The sequence below is a fragment of the Massilia sp. YIM B02763 genome, assembly GCF_030412015.1.
Lineage (GTDB): Bacteria > Pseudomonadota > Gammaproteobacteria > Burkholderiales > Burkholderiaceae_D > Telluria.
Genome location: NZ_JASNRD010000036.1, coordinates 1 through 22,518, shown reverse-complemented (window position 1 = coordinate 22,518; position 22,518 = coordinate 1). Strand labels below are relative to the sequence as shown.

The following is a 22,518-nucleotide window of genomic DNA, read 5'->3' as shown; positions in this document are numbered from 1 at the left end:
CAACCTCATCGCAGCGTGTACAGGTAGGCCGCCATGTGGCGCGCCTCCTGCTCCGTCAGGCCCAGCGCCGGCATCGACGTTCCCGGCTTGAGCGCCGGCGGGTCGCGCAGGAAGGCGATCATCTGCGCAGGGTTGTTGGGAATGCCGCCGGCGATGTAGCTCAGGCGCCCCATGGTGTCGAGCGCGGGGCCGGCGTCGCCCGTCGCGCCGGGAATCCCGGGGATCGCATGGCAGGCGCCGCACTGGTAGTGCGCGACGAGGCGCTTGCCGGCGGCCGCGTCGCCGCCGTCCACGCGCACAGGCTCGCCCTCGTCCGCGCAACCGGACAGCAATGCCAGGAAGGCCAGGGCAACACAGGCGGAACCACGAGCGGCGGACGGGCGGACGGTGATAAGCACGGTTGAATTCACGATATGCGAAGGACTTTTATAATACCGGACACCATGACATTTTTTTAACACGATACGATTCGCCAACCCGGCCAACCCGACGATGCCTTCGCACCGCACGCGCCTGATCCTCAAGACCATCGCATTCACGCTGCTGGCGGCAGGCGCCATTGCCGCGGCAGGCGCAGCGGCCGTGTTCTATGGCGGGCTGTATTACGTGGGCGCGACCAAGCACCACCTCCCGATCATCTACGGCGTGCTGGAGAAGGGCATGCAGTATTCCGTGCGGCGCAATGCGCGCGACATCGACGTACCCAGGCTGGGCGCGCCGGAGCAGGTGCGACGCGGCGCCGCCGTCTACCGCGACCACTGTGCGCAATGCCACGGCGGGCCCGGCTTCGCGCAATCCTCGATCGGCATGAGCATGCAGCCGGTGCCCGGCCCGCTGATCGACGCCACGCTGAACTGGAAGGACCGCGAGATCTACTGGATCACGCGCCACGGCATCAAGATGAGCGGCATGCCGGCCTGGGAATTCCACTTGAGCGACGCCGACATCTGGGCCACGGTGGCCTTCATCCGGCAGTTGCCCGACATGAGCGCGCAGGACTACCGCGCCATCACGGCAAACGAGGCGCAGCCATGATGCGCGCCGCGACCGCCGCGATCGCCGCCACCGTCCTGGCGCTGCTGGCCGGGTGCGGCAACAGCGGCCGGCCGCCGGCCGGCGTGCTGGGCGACCCGGAGCGCGGCAAGCTGGCGCTGAGCCAGTACGCCTGCCAGGCCTGCCACATCATCCCCGGCGTGACGGGCTCGACGATCTACGTGGGACGCCCGCTCGACGACCTGGGCAAGCGCCGCTTCATCGCCGGCACGCTGCCGAACGACCAGGCGAATCTCATGCGCTGGATCCGCGATCCGCAATCGATCGACCCGCACACGGCGATGCCCAACATGGGCGTGAGCGAGCGGGATGCGCGCGACATGAGCGCTTATCTGCTCAGCCAATGAGTACTCAGCCAATGAGCACCCGCTCGAGCGTACGCACGCCGGCGCGGATCTCGTCCGGACGGAACGCCGAGAAGCCCAGCAGCAGGCCCGGATCCACCGCGCAGGCCGCGCCGGCGTCCGGATTCGCGTAGTAGCCCAGCGTGCGCAGGTCGATGCCGGCGTCGCGCGCGCGGCGCGCCACGGCATCCTCGTCGTCGGCGCCCTCGAAATGCACGCACAGGTCCAGGCCCGCGTCCGCCGGTCCGCACCGCAGCCGCCCCGCCAGGCACGCCCGCAGCGCGTCGAGCAGTGCCTCGCGCCGTTCGCCGTAGGCCTCGCGCGTGCGCCGGATGTGGCGCGCGAAATGGCCCTGGGCGATGAAGTCGGCCAGGGCCGCCTGCGCCACGAACGGCCCCTGGCGGTCGACCAGTGCCCGGGCACGCGCCAGGGGCCCGGCCAGCGCGGGCGGCGCCACCACGTAACCCAGGCGCAGTCCCGGGAACATCACCTTCGACAACGTGCCCACGTAGACGACGCAGCCGCTGCGATCCAGGCTTTGCAGCGACGCCAGCGGCGGTCCCGTGTAGCGGTACTCGCTGTCGTAGTCGTCCTCAACGATCCAGGCGCGCTGCCGTTCGGCCCAGCGCAGCAGTTCGAGGCGGCGCCGCAAGCTCATGGTGACGCCCAGCGGCAGCTGGTGCGAGGGCGTGGCGAAGGCCAGCTTCGCGTCGGGGAAACGGGAGGCTGCGTGGGCCACGTCCATTCCCTCCGCGTCGACGGGCACGGGGCAGACGCGCGCACCGGCCGCGAGGAACGGGGCCACCGCGCCCTGGTAGCCGGGCGATTCGATCCAGGCCGCTTCGCCGGGCGCCAGCAGCAGGTGCGCCAGCAGGTACAGCGCCTGCTGCGATCCGGCCGTGATCACCACCTGGTCCGGCGTGCAGCGCACGCCGCGCGAGGCCTTCAGGTAGGCGCACAGCAGCTCGCGCAGGGCCGGCAGCCCTGCGCCGCTGTCGCCGTAGCCCAGGCGCGCCGTCGAATGGCGCCAGTGCCGCGCTTCCAGCTTGCGCCAGGTGTCGAAGGGGAACAGGTCCAGTCCCGGCATACTGACGCGGAAGGCGCGCAAAGGGCCGTCGTGATGGCGCACCCGCGCCATGCCGGACGCCATCGCCTCGCCGCGCGGCGACAGCGGACGCACGGGTTGCGCGGCCGGCGGCGCGGCATCCCGCGCGGTCCGTGCGACGGGCAGCGCGGCGCTGACGAACGTGCCCTTCCCCACCGCCCCCTCGAGATAGCCTTCGGCCATCAGCTGCTCGTACGCGGCCTGGACGGTCTGGCGCGATACGTCCAGCAGCGTGCACAGTGCGCGCGTGGCCGGCAGGCGCGCCGAGGCTTCGATGCGGCCGTCGAGGATGGCGTCCTTCAGGTGCGCATACAGCTGGCGGAACAGCGGCGCGCCCGCGCTGCGATCGAGCGGCGCGGCGGCGAGGATATCGTGGACGTGCATCGATGGCGGACGAAAATTGGACCGTTCATCTTCGCCGCGATTGGCTGTTTGAGCAAGCCCATTACCGGCGCTAGCATGAAGGCCCACATAAGGAGAACCGCCGATGTACGTGCCCGCCCAGTACGCCGAGACCCGCAGCGAAGCGCTGCATGCGCTGATCGACCGCCATCCGCTCGGCGCGCTGGTGCGCTTCGGCGGTGAAGGCGGCGACGGCCTCGATGCCGACCACCTGCCCTTCCAGCTGGTGCCGCCCGGCCCCGCAACGCCGCGGGGCTGCCTGCGTGCGCACGTCGCGCGCGCCAATCCGCTGGCGCACGAGGATGGCGCCGCGGTGATGGTGCTGTTCCGCGGCGCCGCGGACTACGTGTCTCCGCTGTCCTACGACCTCGCCGCGCGCGGAAGACGCGCCGTGCCGACCTGGAACTACGAAGTCGTGCACGTGCACGGACGCTTGCGCGTGGTGGACGATGGGGACTGGATCATGGCGCACATGCAGGCGGCGACGCTGCGGCGCGAGGATGCGCAAGCCGGATGGCGGATCGCGGATGCGCCGCGCGACTACATCGACAGGCTGCTGCGGGCGACGGCGGGAATCGAGATCGCGATCGAGCGGATCGCGGGGAAGTTCAAGATGGGGCGGTAAGGCGGGCGCGTCGTCCCGGCCCTACCGCGATCGGCGGGATTACTTGCCCGACGAGGTGCCCGACTTGGCCGTCGCCATCTGCTGGGCGGCCTTCAGGTGCTGCTCGACGACCGGCATGTGCTGGTCGGCCAGCGCCTTCACTTCCGGATCCTTGATCTTCTTGGAATTGGCGACCAGCTTGGAGTGGGTGTCCTTGTGGTCCTTGACGCCAGCGTTGGCCATGTAGGCCTTGTCGAACTCGGCGCCGCTCAGTTTTTCCAGCTTGGCCGACATGGCCTTGTGCTTGGCGTCCAGCTCGGTCGGCAGGGTCACGCCGCGGGCCGAGGCCAGGGCTTGCACCTTGGTCAGGGCGGCGCCGTGGTCGTCGACCATCTGCTGGCCGAAGGCCTTCACTTCCGCGCTCTCGGCCTTGCTCGCTGCCAGCTTGCCGGTAGCCACTTCGGCCATGTCCGCCATTGCCATGTCCTTCAGCGCCTTCTCGTCGCCCGCGCTCAGCTTGGCACCGGAAGCGGCGCCGCCGGCCGCGGTCTGGCCTGCCGCGCCGCTGGCGCCGGCCGCCTGGCTGCGGTTTTCCATGCCCGAGCTGTTGCTGTTGTCGATGGTGCCGTCGGTGACGGTCTTGCCCGAGGCATTGGTCTTGCCCTGGCTCTGGGTGCCGGTCTGGCCGACGCTCGGAGTGGTTTGCGCTTGCACGCCGACGGTGCTGAACATGGCGGCCACGGCCGACACGGCCAGCAGGGCTTTCAAGGATTTATTCTTCTGCATGGTGATTCTCCTGGTCTAAGGGGGCGTGGACAGCGCATCGAGTTGCGCATGCCCACTTCGTGTTCAATTGACAACGACGAAAGCCAGTGTATCGCCGCGTTTTCTCATACAGCGCACGTTAGCCAGAAGGAAATTTTTTCTCCCAGAAGCCGCCTCAGCGGAAGCTCAACGCTCCCGTCAGGTCGCCCGGTCCGCGCTCGCCGCGCGCGGCAAAGGCGGCCGTGCGCGCCGCCGGGCCTTCCAGCAGCGGCAGGTCGTGCAGGCGCGAGATGAAGCGGATGATCGACGTCGTGTCGTAGAAATTGTGGTCGACGGCGCCCTTCTTCGCATACGGCGACACGATGATCGCCGGGATGCGCGAGCCCGGGCCCCAGCGGTCGCCCTTGGGCGGCGCCACGTGGTCCCACCAGCCGCCGTTCTCGTCGAAGGTGATGACGACGACCATGTCCTTCCACTGCGGCGACTTCTTGAGGTGCTCGATCACGTTGGCCACGTGGGCGTCGCCCGACTCGATGTCCGAGTAGCCCGCATGCAGGTTCAGGTTGCCCTGCGGCTTGTAGAAGGCGACGGGCGGCAGCTTGCCGGCGACGGCGTCGGCGATGAAGCGGTTCGAGATCGGGCTGTCGCCCAGGCCGCCGTCGCGCAGGTGCCTGGTGCGTGCCTCGGTGCCGGGGCCGAACTGCTTGAAGTAATTGAAAGGCTGGTGGTGGAACTGGAAGTTCGGGCGCGTGCCCTCGCCGCGGCCGTCCAGGGCCGCCTGCCAGGCGCCGCCGTACCAGGCCCAGTCGACGCCCTTCCTGCTCAGCAGGTCGCCGATGGTGTCGTAGGTCTGCGGCGGCAGCGTGGACGGGTCCTGCGGGTCGGCGTGGTCCTTGTCGCCGCCCGGCGCCGGGCGCACCCAGCTCGGCTGGTACGGCGGCGCCATCGTGTTGACCGCGTAGCCGTCCGGCGTGATCGCGCCGTTGTTGACGAATTTCGGCTTGCCTTCCAGCGCCGACTTGGGCGAGTCCGGCGCCACGGCCAGGCGCGTGCCGGCCGGGCCGTCTTCCGTGACGGCGATCTTGCGCTTGGCCGGCGTCTGGGCCGCATTGAAATACTCGGGCACGCGGCCGCTGATCAGGAACTGGTGGTTCAGGTAGGAACCGCCGAAGGCCGCCATGAAGAAGTTGTCGCACAGCGTGAACTCGCGCGCGATCTGCCACAGGCCCAGGTGCTTGTCCGTTTCGCCGTAGCGCCCCATCACCAGCGCGCCGCTGTCGCCCCAGGCGACGAAGCCGTCGTTCTTGCCGCCGTTGATCTGCATCTGGTTGTGATAGAACGCGTGCACCAGGTCGCGCGTGACGAGGCCCTCCGGCAGCGGCTTGCCGTCCGTATCCTGCAGCTTGAACGGACCGTTCGGCAAATGCTGGATGTCGTCTTCCTTGACGATGTAGTCCTTGCCGCCGATGTTCTGGCGCGACGGCACCATGCCGCCCCAGATCTTCGGCAGTTCCGGCAACGGCGAGCCGTCGCGGTCCTTCTGCACGGCGGCGGCGGCCGGCAGCGCCGACAGCGGCTGGGCCAGGCCCGGGAAGTCCGCGAACAGGTTGTTGAAACTGCGGTTCTCCAGGTAGATCACGACCACGTTCTTCACGTGCGCCTTGAGCTTGGCGTCGAGCGAGCCGGCGGCCGGCTTCGTCGCTGCCCTGGCGGGCGCCTTGTCGGCGGCCTGGGCCGGAGTCAGCGTGGCGGACGTCAGGCCGACGGCGGCGGCGGCCTGGAAGATCTTGCGGCGCGAGGGGCTCGCGGGCTGGTCGTGGTCTTGCATGGCATCTCCTGTCGCGGCAACCGCTGCCGCAAAGAAACGATTATCTGTTCTTTCGACTAGTTGGAAAAGGGAAAAAGCGGGGCAATATGGATGGGATACGCAGGTGCTCCACGCATGGCGGCGCCCCGCCGTCATGACACCGCTGGGTTTTACATGGATTTACGGCGCCCCTGCCTCCGATCGACACGACAATGCGCCAGAATGGCGCCAGCAAAAAGATGCAAGAAAAAGGAATGCCGATGACGCCCACCTTCACCTTTCGCGCGCTTGCGCTCGCCGCCATCCTGACCACGGCCAGCCTGCCGGCGGCCCATGCCGCCGCCGATGCTGCCAATGCGGCGAATGGGGCCGATACCGCCGGCGCTCCCGTACAGACGCAGGAGCAGCTGGTGCTGCCCCAGGCCGAGGTGGAAAAGCTGCTGGCCGCCTATGCGCTGATCAAGCAGAACTACGTGGGCCAGGCCGACGACAAGAAGCTGTTCGACGGCGCGCTGGCCGGCATGCTGGCGTCGCTCGACCCGCATTCGAGCTATCTCGACAAGGACGCCATGCTCGACATCCAGCGCGAGAACACCGGCGAATACGTCGGCATCGGCGTCGAGGTCGAGGAGCACCAGGACGAACTGCGCGTCGTCTCGACCAGCGATGGCTCGCCGGCCGCGCGCGCCGGCCTGGTGCCGAACGACGTCATCGTCTCGGTCGACGGGGCCGCCGTGGCCGGCATGTCGACCGATGAAGTGGGCCGGCGCATGCGCGGCGTTCCGGGTACCGTGGTCACGCTGGGCGTCACGCACCCCGGCCGGTTCGGCAACAAGCTCAATACACTGCGCATCGCGCGCGAGGAGCTGCACAATGCCACGGTCCAGACACGCATGGCCGGAAGCGGCGTGGCGTGGATCCGCATTTCCGAATTCGGCGGCGCCACCGGGACCGACCTGGCGGCTGCGCTGCGCAAGCTGGACGGCAAGGAGCCGCCGCGCGGCGTGATCCTCGACCTGCGCAACGATCCGGGCGGCCTGGTGGCGGCCGGCGTCGCCGTCGCCGGCGCCTTCCTGCCGCCCGGCACCGTGCTGTTCTCGGCGCGCGGACGCGAGGACGGCGCCAATGCCGTCGTCACCGTCGACCAGCGTTTCTACCGCGGTCCCGGCGAGCCCGACGTGCTGGCCGGCCTGCCCGCCTGGACGCGCACCGTGCCGCTCGCGGTGCTCGTCAATGGCGCCTCGGCGTCGGCTGCGGAACTGGTGACGGGCGCGCTGCAGGACCAGCACCGCGCCACCGTGATCGGCACCCAGACCTTCGGCAAGGGCTCCATCCAGTCGGTGATCCCGCTGGGCCAGGACGATGCCGTCAAGTTCACCGTCGCGCGCTATTTCACGCCGAACGGCCGCGAAATCCAGGCGCACGGCATCACGCCCGACATGCGCGTCCTGCCGCGCGGCGTGGACCGCGACGACCTGCTGCTGCGCGAATCCGACCTGGCCAACCACCTGCGTCCGGCGTCGGCAACGGCGGACAGTACTGCGCGCGACCCGGTCGAGCCGACCCGCCTGTTCGGCACCCGCGACGACAAGGCGCTGCAGGCCGCGGTCACGCTGCTGGCGTCCTCGGACCAGCGCAAGACGGGGCTCTCCGGCCTGCTGCGCCGGTGGAGCGCCGCGCTGAAGTTCGGCAAGCCGAAAGCCGCGCCGGCCGCGCAGTGATACGGGTCGGTAATACGGATCAGTAATGCGAATGTCACGCCAGCGTCAAGATGGCGTCACATTCGGCCGTCAGAATACGCATCGCTCCTAGGGAAAAGAGCACAAGGCGGCCCAGCCGCCCTACCGGCGCCGGCGGTCGGGAAACATACCGGCACCAATTCCAGATCCCCGCATCAGGTCCCTCCTGGTGCGGGGATCGTCCTTTGCAGCCTGCCGCGCAATGTGGCAGCATGGTCTTCCTGCAACCGAGGAGACACGATGGATCCGGACCTGAAGACCCTGCTCGCCGAACTGGCGGCATTCGGCGATGCCCACGACGCCGACGGCGCCAACCGCGCCACGCGCATGCTCAACATCACGCCCGACACGGGCGAGTTCCTGGCCGTGCTGGTCAAGGCCACGGCGGCGCGCCGCATCCTCGAACTGGGCACCTCGAACGGCTATTCGACGCTGTGGCTGGCCGATGCCGCGGCCGGCATCGGCGGCGCCGTCACGACGGTGGAGATGGCGCAAGCGAAGATCGACATGGCGCGCGCCAATTTCGAACGCGCGGGACTGGCGGACCGCATCACCCAGCTCGGCGGCGATGCCGGCACCGTGCTGCGCGGGATGGAGGACGGCGAATTCGACCTGGTGTTCCTCGATTCGCAGCGCAGCAGCTACATCGGCTGGTGGCCGGACCTGCAGCGCGTGCTGCGCAACGGCGGCCTGCTGGTGGTCGACAATGCGACCTCGCATGCGCCTGAAATGGAAGGTTTTGTCGCGGCCGTGCAGCGGGCCGGGTTCACGACCAGCCTGGTACCGGTGGGGAAAGGCGAGTTCCTGGCGGTGAAGAACTGACGGATAGGTAGGGTGGGCACCACATGCCCACCCTACGAGTCCCGCGCAGGGCGACGGATCAGAAGCGAGCCTTGTCGCGCAAGCGGTTCCTGACATGCTTGCGCGCCCGCGGCAGCGCATCCAGCGCGCGCATCGCCAGCACGCCCTCGATGAAGCCCAGCAGCCCTTCTTCCTGCGGCACCCGTTCGCGCAGCTGGCCGACCAGGTCCTGCGCCACGAAGGCATCGTTGATCTCGCCCAGCTCGTCCTGCATGCCGGTCAGCAGGTCGTGGCGGCGTGCGCCGTGCTTGCCGTGGCCCAGCGCGGCGAAGAATTCGCGCGCATAGCGTTCCTTCTTGGCCGCGATGCGCACCTTGTGCAGGTTTTCCGGCTGCGTCAGGTCGAAGGTGCGGGCGCGCTTGCGCACGCGCGCGGACGCGTGCTGCACCAGCCGCGGCGCCGCCCGGCGCACCTGCTGCGCCAGCGGGTCGGGGGGCAGGCCGCCGTCCTGCGGCAGGCCGGCCTGCTGCCAGCCCTTGCCCGCGATCCAGCCGCCCAGGCCCAGCATCAGGCCCGTGTAGCGCGCGCTGCCGACGGCCGAGCGCACCTTGGCGTGATGGCGCTGCGCTTCCTCGCGCGCCGCCACTTCCACGCGCGCCAGCGCCGGCTTGTGCGTTTCCGTCAGCGGCAAGGCGGGCAGCACGGATTCGATGAACACGTCCCAGTTGCGGGCCTCGCCCAGCTCCCCGGCCAGCCATTCGATATCCGCCGCCAGCGGTTCCGGCAGGTGGATCAGGTCGCGCACCATCGCCAGCGCGGCGCGCAGGCGGCGCAGGCCGACGCGCATCTGGTGCAGACCCTCGACGTCGCCCGTCGCGACCAGGCGCTCGTTCGCCTGCATCTGCTGCAGGCAGTTCAGCATGATCGCGCCCAGCGCCTCGCCCAGCGTGGCCTTGCGCTTGAGCGTCACGGGCGTCGCCTTGACGGCCTGCGGCTTGTCCTCGTGCGCCAGCGCGTAGCCGCGTTCGGCCTTGCTGACGTTCTCGATGCGCACCGGCGTGTGCTCGTGCACCTGCTGCGCCAGCTGGAACAGGCGCGCCGGGTCGCCTTCCTTGATCTCCAGTTCCAGTTCGCGCACGGGCACGCTCTTGTCGCCGCGCTGCAGCTCGCCGACGTCGAGCGCGACCTCGACCCGGGCGCCATCCTCCAGCGCCAGCATCCAGCTGGTGCGCCTGGTGCGGTTGACGAAGACGGGCTCCGGTGCCAGCTGCAGGCCGGCCGCAGCGCGTGCCAGCTCGGGCACCGCTTGTTTCAGCTGCCTGGCAAACAGGTCCAGGTCGGGCGTTTCCGACGCGACGCCGGCTTCCAACTCGGTACGGCGATGCAGGCCCGCCAGCGCGCTGCCGCCACCTTTCAATGTCTGCACGTGGCGTTCGCCGCTGCTGCGCACGCGCAGCGCGAAGCCGTGCTTCCACAGGTCGAACCCCGGGGTGTCGAAATAACGGTCGACGTGGTCGTCGTCGACGGGCTCGGTCTCCGCATTGGGGCGCAGCACCGGGCTCTTCTTGATCTTGGCGACGCTGGCGGCATCGAGCGCCAGCTTGATTTCGGCTTCCATTCTTGCTCCTTTGGCTACATCTGCTCACTCTAGCGCATCTTTACGGCGCTCGGCGTACGCAAGGGTAATCGCGGCATGTGTCGCCCATATGTCCCGGGCGCGAATGGAAACCGGAAGCCGCTCAGTCGAACTTGCTGAAGTCCGGCTTGCGCTTCTCGAAGAACGCCGTGAACGCCTCCTTGGCCTCTGCGCCCGTCAGCATGGCGCTGAAGCGCTCGTTTTCCGCCTTGATCGTGTCCGCCACCAGCGCCGCGCGCGAGCGCTTCATCAGCATCTTGGTCGTGCGGATCGAGGCGGCCGGCAGCTTGACCAGCTTGGCCGCCTGGCCCTGCGCGAACGGCAGCAGGTCGGCGGCCGGCAGGACGTTCGCCACGATGCCCATCTCGAACGCTTCCTGGGCGGAGAACGCTTCGCCCAGCATCAGCTTCTCGGCGGCGCGGGTGTAGCCGGCGGCTTGCGTCACGAGCAGCGAGGAGGCGAATTCGGGGCACAGGCCCAGCTGGGTGAAGGGCATCGAGAACTTCGCGTTGTCGGCGGCGTAGACCAGGTCGCAGTGCATCAGCAGCGTGGTGCCGATGCCGACGGCCAGGCCGGCGACGGCCGCGACGACGGGCTTGGTGCTGCCTTCCAGCGCGCGCATGAACTGGAACACGGGACGGTCTTCCGTCATCGCGCCTTCGCCCACGTTGTTGAGGAAGTCGTCCAGGTCGTTACCCGCGGTGAAGATCTCGGGCTTGCCGGCGATGAGGATGGCGCGGACCGTATTGTCGCTCTCGGCGGCGCGCAGGGCGTTGGCCATCGTGGTGTACATGGCGCCGGTGATCGCGTTCTTCCGTTCGGGGCGGTTGAATTCGAGGGTCAGGATGCCGTTGGCGGTGGTGGTGAGGATGTCCATGAAAGTCTCCGATGTTGTTCGTGAGGCGTCTTGCGTGCGCCGTGGCGTCGGCACGCTCAGATTGGGTCCCTGCCTTCGCAGGGACGACGTGCTGGAGATAACGCATAAAAAAAGGGCGCCGTCATACTCAGCGCCCTTCTCATCAGCGATCTATCCGAAAATTACACGCGCTCGATGATGCCCGCCGCGCCCATGCCGGCGCCGACGCACATGGTCACCATGCCGTACTTCAGGTTGTTGCGGCGCAGGGCGTGCACGACGGTCGCGGCGCGGATCGCGCCGGTGGCGCCCAGCGGGTGGCCCAGGGCGATTGCGCCGCCCATCGGGTTGACCTTGCTGGTGTCCAGGTCCAGGTCGCGGATCACGGCCAGCGCCTGGGCGGCGAAGGCTTCGTTCAGCTCGATCCAGTCCAGCTGGTCCTGGCTGATGCCGGCGGCGGCCAGCGCCGCGGGAATCGCGAACTTCGGACCGATGCCCATGATTTCCGGCGGCACGCCGCGCACGGCGAACGACGAGAACTTGGCCAGCGGGGTCAGGTTGTGCTCCTTCAGGATCTTCTCGCTGACGACCAGCAGCGCGCCGGCGCCGTCCGACATCTGCGACGAGGTCGCGGCCGTCACGCTGCCCTTGGCGGCGAACACGGGCTTCAGCTTGGCCATCGCTTCCAGGCTGGCGTCGGCGCGCGGGCCTTCGTCATGCTCGACGAGGCGGCGCTTGACGTCGACTTCGCCCGTCGCCAGGTTCGGCGTGCGGGTCACGGCTTCTACCGGGGTGATCTCGTCCTTGAAGTACCCTGCCTGCTGGGCGGCGACGGCGCGGCGGTGCGATTCCAGGCCGAACGCGTCCTGGTCTTCGCGGCTCACCTTCCACTGCGCGGCGACCTTCTCGGCGGTCAGGCCCATGCCGTAGGCCAGGCCGACGTTCTCGTCCTCGAACACGCGCATGTTGATCGACGGGTGGTGGCCCATCATCGGCACCATCGACATCGACTCGACGCCGCCGGCGATCATCACGTCGGCTTCGCCGACGCGGATGCGGTCCGCGGCCATTGCCAGGGCGGTGATGCCCGACGCGCAGTAGCGGTTGACGGTCACGCCGCCGACGGTGTTCGGCAGGCCGGCCATGACGACGGCCTGGCGCGCGATGTTGAAGCCCTGCTCCGCTTCCGGGAACGAGCAGCCGATGATGGCGTCGACGACCAGTTTCGGATCGAGGTTCGGCACCTGTTTCATCGCGCCCTGGATCGCGGCGATCAGGAGGTCGTCCGGACGGGTCTTGTTGAACACGCCGCGCGGCGCCTTGCCGATGGGGGTGCGGGTCGCTGCGACGATGTATGCGTCTTGAAGTTGTTTGCTCATGTCAGTAGTCCTTGTTGTCCGCGCCGCGATCAGTTACGTACCGGCTTACCGGTCTGCATCATGCCCATGATGCGTTCCTGGGTCTTCGGATTGTTCAGCAGCGAAACGAACGCCTTGCGTTCCATGTCGAGCAGCCACTGCTCGGACACGACGCTGCCCTGGTCGACGTCGCCGCCGGTCACGATCTCGGCGATCGTGTCGCCCAGCTGGTAGTCATACGCCGAGATGAAGCCGCCGTCGCGCATATTGACCATCTGGCCGCGGATCGTGCCCCAGCCGTAGCGGCCGGTGACGGGGATGGCACGGCGTGCCGGCGCGCGGTAGCCGGCGTCGAACATGGCGCGCGCGGTGACCTTGGCCACGTGCAGCAGTTCGTACGGGTTGAACACGATGACGTCGTCTTCCTTCAGGTAACCCATGGCCTTCGCTTCCAGCGCCGACTTCGACACTTGCGCGGTGGCGGCGTTCATGAAGCCATTCTTGAGGAATTGCAGGATGTCGTTGCCCTTGGCTTCGTTGGCCGCGCGCAGCGCCGCTTCCTTCAGGCCGCCGCCGGCCGGGACCAGGCCCACGCCCACTTCGACCAGGCCGATGTAGGACTCGATCGAGGCCACGCGCTTGCTTGCATGCAGCGCCATTTCGCAACCGCCGCCCAGCGCCAGGCCGGCCACGGCCGCCACGACGGGGATGTTCGAGTACTTCATGGCCATGAAGGTGTCCTGCAGTTCCTTCACGATCGGGTCCATCGCCTTGGCGCCGCCCGCCATGAAGGCCGGCAGGGCCGATTGCAGGTCGGCGCCGGCCGAGAACGCGCCGCCTTCGGCCGCATCGGTATTCCAGATCACCAGGCCCTTGTAACCCTTGGCCGCTTCCGCCAGGCCGCGCTGCAGGCCCTTGATGACGCCGTCGCCGATGACGTGCATCTTGGTCTTGAGCGAGATGACCAGCACCTCGTCGTCCGAGTGCCACAGGCGCACCGAGTCGTCCTCGAACACGGTGGTGCCGGCGGTCTTCGGATCCGCGCCGCCCAGGCCCACGACCGGGGCGCGGAATTGCTGGCGCTTGTACACCGGCAGGTCGGACAGCGGCACGTAGGCGTTCTTCGACACCGAGTACGAACCTTCAGGCGTGTGCACGCCCTTCTCCGATACGGGCGCGCTGAACACCCAGTCCGGCAGCGGTGCATTGCTCAGTGCCTTGCCGGCGTCGATGTCTTCCTTGACCCACTGGGCGATCTGCGTCCAGCCGGCTGCTTGCCAGGTCTCGAACGGACCGACGCTCCAGCCGAAGCCCCAGCGCATCGCGAAGTCGACGTCGCGCGCATTGTCGGCGATGGTGTTCAGGTGGAACGCGATGTAGTGGAAAGCGTCGCGGAAGATCGCCCACAGGAACTGCGCCTGCGGGTTCGACGATTCGCGCATCGCCTTGAATTTCTTGACCGGGTCCTTCTCCTTCAGGATACGGCCAACGATGTCGGCCGCCTTGGCGCCGCCCGGCACGTACTCTCCGCTGGCGAAGTCCAGGCGCAGGATGTCCTTGCCGACCTTTTTATAGAAACCGGCACCCGTCTTCTGGCCCAGCGCGCCCTTCTCGATCAGCTTGGCCAGCACGTCCGGCGTCTTGTAGACGCTGAAGAACGGATCGTCCTTCAGGTTGTCCTGCATGGTCTTGATCACGTGGCCCATCGTGTCCAGGCCGACCACGTCCGCGGTGCGGAAGGTGCCCGACTTGGCGCGGCCCAGCTTGGCGCCGGTGAGGTCGTCGACGACGTCCACCGACAGGCCGAACTTCTCGGCTTCGACGATGGTTGCCAGCATGCCGAAGATACCGACGCGGTTGGCGATGAAGTTCGGGGTGTCCTTGGCGCGCACGACGCCCTTGCCCAGCGTCGAGGTCAGGAAGGTTTCCAGCTGGTCCAGGATTTCCGGCTTCGTTGCAGCGGTCGGGATCAGCTCGACCAGGTGCATGTAGCGCGGCGGGTTGAAGAAGTGCACGCCGCAGAAGCGCGACTTCAGTTCGGCGTCGAAGCCTTCGGCCAGCTTCTCGATCGACAGGCCCGAGGTGTTCGAGGCGAAGATGGCGTTCGCACCGATGTGCGGCGCGACCTTCTTGTACAGGTCGTGCTTCCAGTCCATGCGCTCGGCGATGGCTTCGATGATCAGGTCGCAGCCGGCCAGCACGTCGAGGTTGTCCTCGTAGTTGGCCACTTCGATCAGCGCGGCGTCGTCCTTGTTGCCCAGCGGGGCCGGCGACAGCTTTTTCAGGTTCTCGATGGCCTTCAGGACGATGCCGTTCTTGTTACCCTCTTTGGCCGGCAGGTCGAACAGCACGACCGGCACCTTGGCGTTGACGCAGTGCGCGGCGATCTGCGCGCCCATCACGCCGGCGCCCAGCACGGCGACTTTCTTGACGATGAAATTAGTCATCTCTCGTAATCCTTAGTTAGCGTCGCCCCTGCGAAGGCAGGGGCCCAATTCGGCGCGGTGGCAGCGCTTGGAACATTGGGTCCCGGCCTGCGCCGGGACGACGGGTCAATGAAGCGGGGGTACGCGTTGGTACGTGATGGTCGTGCTTAGAACAGGTCCGCGTCCAGCGCCAGCAGGTTCGATGCGCCCGAACGTGCCTGGCGGATCAGCATCGCGGTTTCCGGATACAGGCGGGCGAAGTAGAAGCGCGCCGTGGCCAGCTTCGACTCGTAGAACTTGTCGCCCGAATCCTTCTTCTCCAGCGCGATCTTGGCCATCTGCGCGAAGAAGTAGGAGAACACCAGGTGGCCGGCCACGCGCAGGTAAGGCACGGCGGCGGCGCCGACTTCGTCCTGGTTCTGGAAGGCCTTCATGCCGATTTCCATCGTCAGCTTGGTGACCTTCTCGCCCAGTTCGCCCAGCGGGGTCACGAACTCGGACAGGTTTTCGTCCAGGCCGTTCTCTTCCACGAAGGCCTTGATCTTCTCGCCGAAGGCGCGCAGCTTGGCGCCGTTGTCCATCAGGATCTTACGGCCCAGCAGGTCCAGCGACTGCACGGTGTTCGTGCCTTCATAGATCATGTTGATGCGGGCATCGCGCACGTACTGCTCCATGCCCCACTCGCTGATGTAGCCGTGGCCGCCGTACACCTGCAGCGCTTCCGAGGTGGCGATCCAGCCGTTGTCGGTGATGAAGGCCTTGACGATCGGGGTCAGGAGCGCCACTTCGCCGGCGGCTTCCTTGCGCACTTCCTCGTCCGGGTGGTTCAGTTCGCGGTCGATCTGCAGCGCCACGTAGGAGGTCAGCGCGCGCGCGCCTTCGGCATAGGCCTTGGCGGTCAACAGCATGCGCCGCACGTCCGGGTGCACGATGATCGGGTCGGCCGGCTTGTCCGGTGCCTTCGGGCCCGACAGGCTGCGCATCTGGATGCGGTCCTTCGCATAGGTCAGCGCGTTCTGGTAGGCGACTTCGGTCAGGCCCAGCGACTGCATGCCCACGCCCAGGCGGGCCGCGTTCATGAACACGAACATCGCCTGCAGGCCCTTGTGCGGCTGGCCGATCAGGGTGCCGACGGCGCCGTCCAGGTTCATCTGGCAGGTGGCGTTGCCGTGGATGCCCATCTTCTCTTCGATGGCGCCGCAGAAGATCGGGTTGCGCTCGCCGATGGAACCGTCGGCGTTCGGCAGGAATTTCGGCACCAGGAACAGCGAGATGCCCTTCGAGCCCTCCGGCGCGTCCGGCAGGCGTGCCAGCACCAGGTGGACGATGTTCTCGGCCATGTCGTGTTCGCCGGCCGAGATGAAGATCTTCGAGCCGGTGATTTTATACGTGCCGTCGGCCTGCGGTTCGGCCTTCGAGCGCAGCAGGCCCAGGTCGGTGCCGCAGTGGGCTTCGGTCAGGCACATGGTGCCGGTCCATTCGCCCGAGACCAGCTTCGGCAGGTAGAACTTCTTCTGCTCGTCGGTGCCGTGCTCCTTCAGGCACTCGTAGGCGCCGTGCGACAGGCCCGGGTACATCGACCATGCCTGGTTCGACGAGTTCAGCATCTCGTAGAAGGAGTTGTTCAGCGAGACCGGCAGGCCCTGGCCGCCGTATTCCGGATCGCAGGCCAGCGCCGGCCAGCCGCCGTCGACGTACTGCTTGTACGCTTCCTTGAAGCCCTTCGGCGTGGTGACGGTCTTGCCGGCGGCGTCGTAGTGGCAGCCTTCGCGGTCGCCGCTGTGGTTCAGCGGGAACAGCACTTCCTGGGTGAACTTCGCGCCCTCTTCCAGCACCTGGTTGATGATGTCGGCGTCGAACTCCGCGTACGGCGGGAGGTTCTTGTACTCTTCGGTGACGTTGAGGAATTCATGCAGAACGAACTGCATATCCCGAAGTGGCGCGACGTACTGACCCATGGTGTTCTCCTGACGGTGTAGATATAGTGGTGTTTACTGGAGCGCGGATGCTTCCGGCTGGCTGCGTTTGGCGTTGGGGTTGCGGTAATCCTCGATCAGGCGCGCGAAACCGCGGTGTGCGCGGTCGACGGCGCCGGGAATGCGCAGGAAGCGGGCATCGTGGTGCACGGCCAGCACCAGCCCGTACATCTCGTAGACGAGCTGCTGGGCGTCGGTGCCTTCCTTCAGGTCGCCGCAATCGATGGCTTGCTGGGCGCCGCGCACGAGCGCATCCTGCCAGGCGCGCACCATGGCCACCAGCGCATCGCGGATCGGGCCCGGACGGTCGTCGTATTCGACGGCGCCGCTGATATAGATGCAGCCCGACGCGATCTCGACCGAGACGCGCTGGAGCCAGCGATTGAACATCGCTTCCAGGCGCGGCAGGCCGCGTGCTTCCTTGATGCTGGGGAAAAAGACTTCCTGCTCGAAGCGGCCGTGGTACAGCCTGAGCACTTCGATCTGCAAATCCTCGCGCGAACCGAAATGGGCGAAGACGCCCGATTTGCTCATGTTCATGCGGTCGGCCAGCAGGCCGATGGTCAAACCTTCCAGGCCGTCGCGGCTGGCGAGCCCGAGCGCAACGTCGAGAATGGCCGCACGGGTCATCTCGCCTTTACGCATGCTCATGGATTTGGCTGAAGTGCTAATAGGAGCCTCTAACGTTAATCGAAAAAATCCGAACGCTCGTACTATTATCTACCAGCCTTGAAATGTCAAACGGGAAGTTTAGAGGCGCCGTTCTAGTGCTTTGGCGCAATGCCGTGGGCCGCCGGGAAGACGGCCCAGGTATCAGTACTCGTCGCCACCTACGCGGCCGATGGCGCGGCGGTCGCGCTTGGTCGGGCGGCCCTTGATGGTGCTGCCCGGCTCGGGGAACAGGCGGCGCGCTTCCTGGTCGTTGGCGCGCTTGACGAGGCTGTCCTCGGTCTCGCGGTACAGCGCCTGCGCCACCGGGGCGGGGCCGCGCTTGTCGGACACGTCCAGCACCACCACTTCCCAGCGCGTCGAGCCATTATCGATGAAAATCTTGTCGCGCACCTTTACCGAACGGGCAGGTTTCACGGGCTCTCCGCCGATCCTGACCCGGCCGCGGTCGACGGCTTCCGCCGCCAGCGAGCGCGTCTTGAAGAAGCGCGCCGCCCACAGCCACTTGTCGATTCGTACGCTGCCGTTATCCTGTTGCTCGCGGTTGTTCATACTGTTGCTCATACTATGTACGCTGCCTGGATGACAGCGTTATTACCTTTCGTTCATGCATAGCCGATGGCGAACACGCGCATCGTCATTTTATAGAGAAGATAGGCCATTTCGTGGCCATAGCGGCGCACCCATCCCAGTTTGCGCAGGTCGTCCATGCACACGGTCGTGCCGTCGGCGATGCCGCGCTCGATCCGGCCCGAGAGCGTCTTCGCGAAGCCGGCGTCGCGCACGACCACGTTGGCCTCCTGGTTGACGAACAGGGACAGCGCGTCGCAATTGCTCGACCCGACCGTGGCCCAGTCGTCGTCGACCACCGCGACCTTGGCGTGCAGCTGGGTCTTGCGGTACTCGACGATATGCACGCCCGCCGCCAGCAGCTGCGGGTAGAACGAGGACGCCACCGCATCCTGCATGCGGAACTCGCCGACCCCGATCAGGAGCTGGACGTCGACCCCGCGCCGGGCCGCGCGGCACAGCGCGTCGCGGAACTTGCGTCCCGGCGCGAAGTACGGCGTGGCCATCAGCACGCGCCTTCGCGCCTGCCCGATCGCCTGCAGGTAGGCGCGCTGGATCGTGCGGCGATTACGCAAATTGTCACGCACGACGAAGCCCGCGCGCATCGGCCGATCGCCCTGCGTCGGCGGCTGCTTGCGCAGTTCGCGGAACAGGTTGATGCGGCCGACGATCGGCAGGTGCCCGGCGCGCAGCCACTGGCCCTGCGATTCGCGCAGGATGGCTTCCACCAGCGGTCCGCGCACGCGTACCGCGAAATCCCAGCGCGGCGCCGGCAACGGCGCGTGCGGCGCGTAGTCGTGCAGGTGGTCGTCGTTGGTATTGATGCCGCCCACGAACGCCGTCTCGCGGTCGATCACCGCGATCTTGCGGTGGCTGCGCGCGGTGCCGCGCCGGAACCAGGGGTTGAACATGCGGTAGTGGACGCAGGCTGCCGCGAATTCCTCGCCCAGTGCGCGGGCCATGCGGTTGCCGGTGCCGAACCAGTCGATCAGCACGCGCACCTTCACTCCGCGCTTGGCGGCACGCACCAGCGCATCGGTGACGGCCCGCGCCTGCTCGTCCTCGGCATAGATATAGGTTTCGTAGAGGATTTCAATGCCGGCGGTATCGATGGCCGCCAGCAGTGCCGGGAAATAACTGCTGCCGCTTTCGAGGAGGGTGACGTCGTTGTTCGCTACATAGGTAACGGAACGCATCGCTATTTGAGTTGCAGGTTGGCCACGATGGGTGCGTGGTCCGACAAGCGCGCCCACTGGGGACCGTGCAGCACTTCGGCATGCTCGACCTTGAAGCCGCGCACATAAATCCGGTCGAGCCGGAACCAGGGCAGCGCGGCCGGGAACGTCCGTGCCGGCACCAGGCGGCGCTCGCGTCCCGCCATGGACCGCACCATCTCGCCGAGGCGCGAGGTCTTGCTCAATTCGTCGAACACTTCGACCACGCCCAGGTTCAGGCGCAGGCATTCGCTCAACGTATTGCGCCAGTCGTTGAAGTCGCCGGCGATGATGACCGGCTCGCCGTTCGGCGCCGAATCGTTGACCGCATTGATGAGGGCATCGGTCTGGCGCCGGCGGCTGCCTTCGAACAGGCCCAGGTGCACGACGTAGCAGTGGACATTGCCGGCCTCGGTCTCGAGCACGCAATGCAAGATGCCGCGCTGCTCGTACGCATGGTCGGACACGTCGTGGTTGTGCTGGTTCCCGATGGGGAAGCAGGACAGCAGCGCATTGCCGTGGTGGCCGTGGTCGTAGACGGCATTCATGCCGTACGCGGCATGCAGGTTTTCGCCGGCGAAGAACTCGTGCTGGGCCTTTTCCGGCCAGTGGTGGTGCGGGCTGCGCACCTTCTCGCCATAGCGCGCCTGGTAGCGGTCGTGCCGGCCCTGCACTTCCTGCAGGAAGACGACATCCGCGCCGAAGGCCCCGATGGCCTTTTTCAGCGCCACGACGCGCGGCGTACTGCGCAAGGATGAAACGCCCTTATGAATGTTGTAGGTCGCAACACGGATTTTCATGGGGACATTGTACCCCCATCAGTGCGCGTTCTTGCGGCACGGCGGGCAATCGTGCGGCCGCTCCCGGCCCGGCAGCCGGGGCGGACATGCGGACGATCAGGTAGCCATGGCCGGCACGAAATCGGCCATGGCCTGGCGGGTATCGGGCGGGGTGACGGGATCGCGGTAGACGGGGTTCGTGCGTAGCGGCCCCATCAGGCGCAGGCCGCTCAGCAGTTCGATGCACAGGTAGTCGTCGTCGACACCCACGTTCTTGACATTCTGTTTCGGCGCGCATTCGCTCATCTTTGGTTTCTCCCTGTCTTGTAGTTGGACATTGCAAAACGAAAATTCGCTCGAAGCGAACTATTGACCTTAATCAAATCATTTATGCATGTCAAACGAGGAATTGTATTGTGTTCATTAAATTCAACCGAATTTAATTTTATAAATACAAGATTGCACCAGAAATGTGGCACCGCAGATTTCTCTTGTGAAATAAATAAAACGCTCGTTTTTTTCTATTTATTCCACACGGAAAAATTGAGAAGGTATTTGCGGCGGCTGCGCGCATGGTGCCGCCGCGCCGACGATTGCCCCGAAACGCGCTTATTCGTAGCGCAGCGCGTCCGCCGGCTGCACGCGCGCCGCCGCCCAGCTCGGGTACAGCGTAGCCACGAAAGCGAGCAGCACGGCCACGCCGCCGATCTGGCCGACGTCGCTCCACAGCAGCTGCGACGGGATCTCGCTGATGAAATAAATGTCCTTGTCGAGGAAGTGCACGCCGAACAGGCGCTCGATGAACGGGACGATGACGTGCACGTTCAGCGCCACGGCCACGCCCAGCGACACGCCGATCAGCGTACCCAGCAGGCCGACCAGCGTGCCCTGGACCATGAAGATCTTCATGATGGAGCGCGGCGACGCGCCCAGCGTGCGCAGGATCGCCACCTCGGCCTGCTTGTCGCGCACCGTCATGACGAGGGTCGAGACCAGGTTGAACGCGGCCACGGCGATGATCATCGCCAGGATCACGAACATCATGCGCTTCTGCGACTGCACGGCGGCGAACCAGATCGCGTTCACCTGCGACCAGTCGCGCAGGTACAGGTCGCCCCCCATGCTCTGCTTGAGCTGGCGCGCCACTTCCGGCGCCTGGTACAGGTCGGCCAGGCGCAGGCGCAGGCCGGACGGCGCGGCCAGGCCGATCAGCGCCTCGCCGTCTGCCAGGCTCACGAAGGCCAGGCCGGAATCGAATTGCTGGTGGCCGGCCTCGAAGATGCCGGCCACCGTGAAGGCGCGCGGACGCGGCAGCATGCCGGCGACGCTTCCGCCCTGGCCGGGCGCGGCGGGCGCCGCCGTGAGCAGCGTCAGGCGGTCGCCGACGCCCAGGCCCAGGGACTTGGCCAGCGCGCTGCCCAGCACGATGTTCGACGAGCCCGGCTTCAAGGCCGCGAAGCTGCCCTGCTTGATCTGTTTCGCCACGTCCGACACCTGCGCCTCCGCTTCCGGCAGCACGCCGCGGATCACGGCCGGCTTCATCTCGTCGTCGTTCACCAGCATGCCCTGGGTCTCGACGAACGGCGCGGCCGCCTGCACCTGCGGGTTGCGGCGCGCGGCCTCGGCCTGCTCGCGCCAGTTCGGCATGCCGCCGCGCGCATCGAAGACCTCCACGTGCGCGAGCACCGACAGCATGCGGTTGGTGACCTCGGTCTGGAAGCCATTCATCACGGACAGCACGACGATCAGGGCCGCCACGCCCAGCGAGATGCCGGCGACGGAGATCAGCGAGATGAAGGAAATGAAGCTGTTGCGGCTGCTGCGCTTGCCGGCGCGGGTATAGCGCAGGCCGATGATCCATTCATAGGGCAGCTTGTGGATGAGGCTCACTGGTTCTCCGGGGTGTGCCTGGGCAGCTGCAGGATCGCCTCGGCGTTCGAGGACGAGAAGCAGCGGTCGGCCGCTTCGAGCAGCGGCAGCCAGGCATATTGGACGTGCTCGCGCGGCGCCAGCACGATGGGGATATCGCGCGGCACGCACACGGAGAACACGTGCTCGGTATTGTGGGTGATGCCCGGCGCGTAGCGGTGGCGCCAGGTGGCGTAGATTTCGTAGACGTTGGACAGGTGCCAGTCCCGCAGCACGATGTCCTGCCCGTCGGCGACGATGCCCGTTTCCTCGAACAGCTCGCGGCGCGCGGTCTCCATCAGCGGCTCGTCGGGCGCGTCCAGCGAACCCGTGACGGATTGCCAGAAGCCGGGACGGTCGGCGCGTTCGATCAGGAGGACGTCCAGGTCGGCGGTGTGGATGACGACGAGGACGGATTCGGGGATCTTGTGGGGCATGGGCATTATTGTAGCCTACCCCTCAAAAACGTCGTCCCCGCGCAGGCGCACTGCTGTCCGGGATAATAA

21 protein-coding genes are annotated in these 22,518 nt (G+C 66.9%); 5 read left to right on the top strand and 16 right to left on the bottom strand.

The window, feature by feature from the left end; genetic code table 11:
* Positions 1–5 precede the first annotated feature (5 nt).
* Positions 6–398, bottom strand: coding sequence for a c-type cytochrome (locus QPK32_RS25415; RefSeq protein WP_290415579.1), 393 nt, complete (start codon positions 396–398; stop codon positions 6–8).
* Positions 399–492: 94 nt separating this feature from the next.
* On the opposite strand from QPK32_RS25415, the gene QPK32_RS25410 reads away from it, so the two are divergent.
* Together QPK32_RS25410 and QPK32_RS25405 are read left to right on the top strand one after the other, a co-directional pair.
* Positions 493–1,035 carry a cytochrome c gene (locus tag QPK32_RS25410; protein ID WP_290415578.1) on the top strand — a complete coding sequence of 181 codons (543 nt, stop codon included), beginning with the start codon at positions 493–495 and terminating at the stop codon, positions 1,033–1,035.
* A complete protein-coding gene (locus QPK32_RS25405) occupies positions 1,032–1,400 on the top strand; it encodes a cytochrome c family protein (RefSeq protein WP_290415577.1) in 369 nt (122 codons plus the stop codon). Before QPK32_RS25410 ends, QPK32_RS25405 begins: the two co-directional genes overlap by 4 nt.
* Before the next feature lie 4 nt (positions 1,401–1,404).
* Here the strand turns inward: QPK32_RS25405 and QPK32_RS25400 are convergent, their stop codons facing one another.
* Positions 1,405–2,886: a PLP-dependent aminotransferase family protein gene (locus QPK32_RS25400; protein WP_290415576.1), complete on the bottom strand. Its 1,482-nt coding sequence runs from the start codon at positions 2,884–2,886 to the stop codon at positions 1,405–1,407.
* A 103-nt stretch (positions 2,887–2,989) separates the two neighbouring features.
* On the opposite strand from QPK32_RS25400, the gene QPK32_RS25395 reads away from it, so the two are divergent.
* Entirely contained in the window at positions 2,990–3,529 is a 540-nt protein-coding gene (locus tag QPK32_RS25395) for an FMN-binding negative transcriptional regulator (RefSeq protein ID WP_290415575.1), read from the top strand.
* A gap of 39 nt (positions 3,530–3,568) precedes the next feature.
* Here QPK32_RS25395 and QPK32_RS25390 read toward each other — a convergent pair whose 3' ends face one another.
* Positions 3,569–4,294, bottom strand: coding sequence for a DUF4142 domain-containing protein (locus QPK32_RS25390; protein ID WP_290415574.1), 726 nt, complete (start codon positions 4,292–4,294; stop codon positions 3,569–3,571).
* Between the two features lie 154 nt (positions 4,295–4,448).
* The gene (locus QPK32_RS25385) at positions 4,449–6,101 is read right to left on the bottom strand and encodes an acid phosphatase (protein ID WP_290415573.1); all 1,653 of its coding nucleotides are present in this window, start codon (positions 6,099–6,101) and stop codon (positions 4,449–4,451) included.
* Between the two features lie 239 nt (positions 6,102–6,340).
* Here QPK32_RS25385 and QPK32_RS25380 point away from each other — a divergent pair, with 239 nt between their 5' ends.
* A complete protein-coding gene (locus QPK32_RS25380) occupies positions 6,341–7,801 on the top strand; it encodes a S41 family peptidase (RefSeq protein WP_290415572.1) in 1,461 nt (486 codons plus the stop codon).
* 258 nt (positions 7,802–8,059) lie between these two features.
* On the top strand, positions 8,060–8,641 hold the full coding sequence (locus QPK32_RS25375; protein ID WP_290415571.1) for an O-methyltransferase: 582 nt from the start codon (positions 8,060–8,062) through the stop codon (positions 8,639–8,641).
* A gap of 58 nt (positions 8,642–8,699) precedes the next feature.
* Here the strand turns inward: QPK32_RS25375 and QPK32_RS25370 are convergent, their stop codons facing one another.
* From QPK32_RS25370 to nudB, 12 genes are all read right to left on the bottom strand, one after another.
* Positions 8,700–10,238, bottom strand: a complete 1,539-nt coding sequence (locus tag QPK32_RS25370) for a CYTH and CHAD domain-containing protein (protein ID WP_290415570.1) — start codon at positions 10,236–10,238, stop codon at positions 8,700–8,702.
* Between the two features lie 121 nt (positions 10,239–10,359).
* Complete coding sequence (locus QPK32_RS25365) at positions 10,360–11,133, bottom strand: enoyl-CoA hydratase (protein ID WP_290415569.1); 774 nt, start codon at positions 11,131–11,133, stop codon at positions 10,360–10,362.
* Positions 11,134–11,294: 161 nt separating this feature from the next.
* On the bottom strand, positions 11,295–12,491 hold the full coding sequence (locus QPK32_RS25360) for an acetyl-CoA C-acyltransferase (protein WP_290415568.1): 1,197 nt from the start codon (positions 12,489–12,491) through the stop codon (positions 11,295–11,297).
* A gap of 29 nt (positions 12,492–12,520) precedes the next feature.
* A complete protein-coding gene (locus QPK32_RS25355; protein WP_290415567.1) occupies positions 12,521–14,917 on the bottom strand; it encodes a 3-hydroxyacyl-CoA dehydrogenase/enoyl-CoA hydratase family protein in 2,397 nt (798 codons plus the stop codon).
* Between the two features lie 146 nt (positions 14,918–15,063).
* On the bottom strand, positions 15,064–16,854 hold the full coding sequence (locus QPK32_RS25350) for an acyl-CoA dehydrogenase C-terminal domain-containing protein (protein WP_290415566.1): 1,791 nt from the start codon (positions 16,852–16,854) through the stop codon (positions 15,064–15,066).
* A gap of 33 nt (positions 16,855–16,887) precedes the next feature.
* Positions 16,888–17,517: a TetR/AcrR family transcriptional regulator gene (locus QPK32_RS25345; RefSeq protein WP_290415587.1), complete on the bottom strand. Its 630-nt coding sequence runs from the start codon at positions 17,515–17,517 to the stop codon at positions 16,888–16,890.
* 168 nt (positions 17,518–17,685) lie between these two features.
* The gene (locus tag QPK32_RS25340) at positions 17,686–18,105 is read right to left on the bottom strand and encodes an RNA-binding S4 domain-containing protein (RefSeq protein ID WP_290415565.1); all 420 of its coding nucleotides are present in this window, start codon (positions 18,103–18,105) and stop codon (positions 17,686–17,688) included.
* A gap of 41 nt (positions 18,106–18,146) precedes the next feature.
* Entirely contained in the window at positions 18,147–19,307 is a 1,161-nt protein-coding gene (clsB, locus tag QPK32_RS25335) for a cardiolipin synthase ClsB (RefSeq protein WP_290415564.1), read from the bottom strand.
* 2 nt (positions 19,308–19,309) lie between these two features.
* Positions 19,310–20,125 (bottom strand): endonuclease/exonuclease/phosphatase family protein, encoded by an 816-nt coding sequence (locus QPK32_RS25330; RefSeq protein ID WP_290415563.1) that lies wholly within the window; start codon positions 20,123–20,125, stop codon positions 19,310–19,312.
* 96 nt (positions 20,126–20,221) lie between these two features.
* Positions 20,222–20,410 (bottom strand): hypothetical protein, encoded by a 189-nt coding sequence (locus QPK32_RS25325; protein ID WP_290415562.1) that lies wholly within the window; start codon positions 20,408–20,410, stop codon positions 20,222–20,224.
* A 303-nt stretch (positions 20,411–20,713) separates the two neighbouring features.
* On the bottom strand, positions 20,714–21,994 hold the full coding sequence (locus QPK32_RS25320; protein WP_290415561.1) for a lipoprotein-releasing ABC transporter permease subunit: 1,281 nt from the start codon (positions 21,992–21,994) through the stop codon (positions 20,714–20,716).
* Entirely contained in the window at positions 21,991–22,449 is a 459-nt protein-coding gene (nudB, locus tag QPK32_RS25315; protein WP_290415560.1) for a dihydroneopterin triphosphate diphosphatase, read from the bottom strand. Before nudB ends, QPK32_RS25320 begins: the two co-directional genes overlap by 4 nt.
* Positions 22,450–22,518 lie beyond the last annotated feature (69 nt).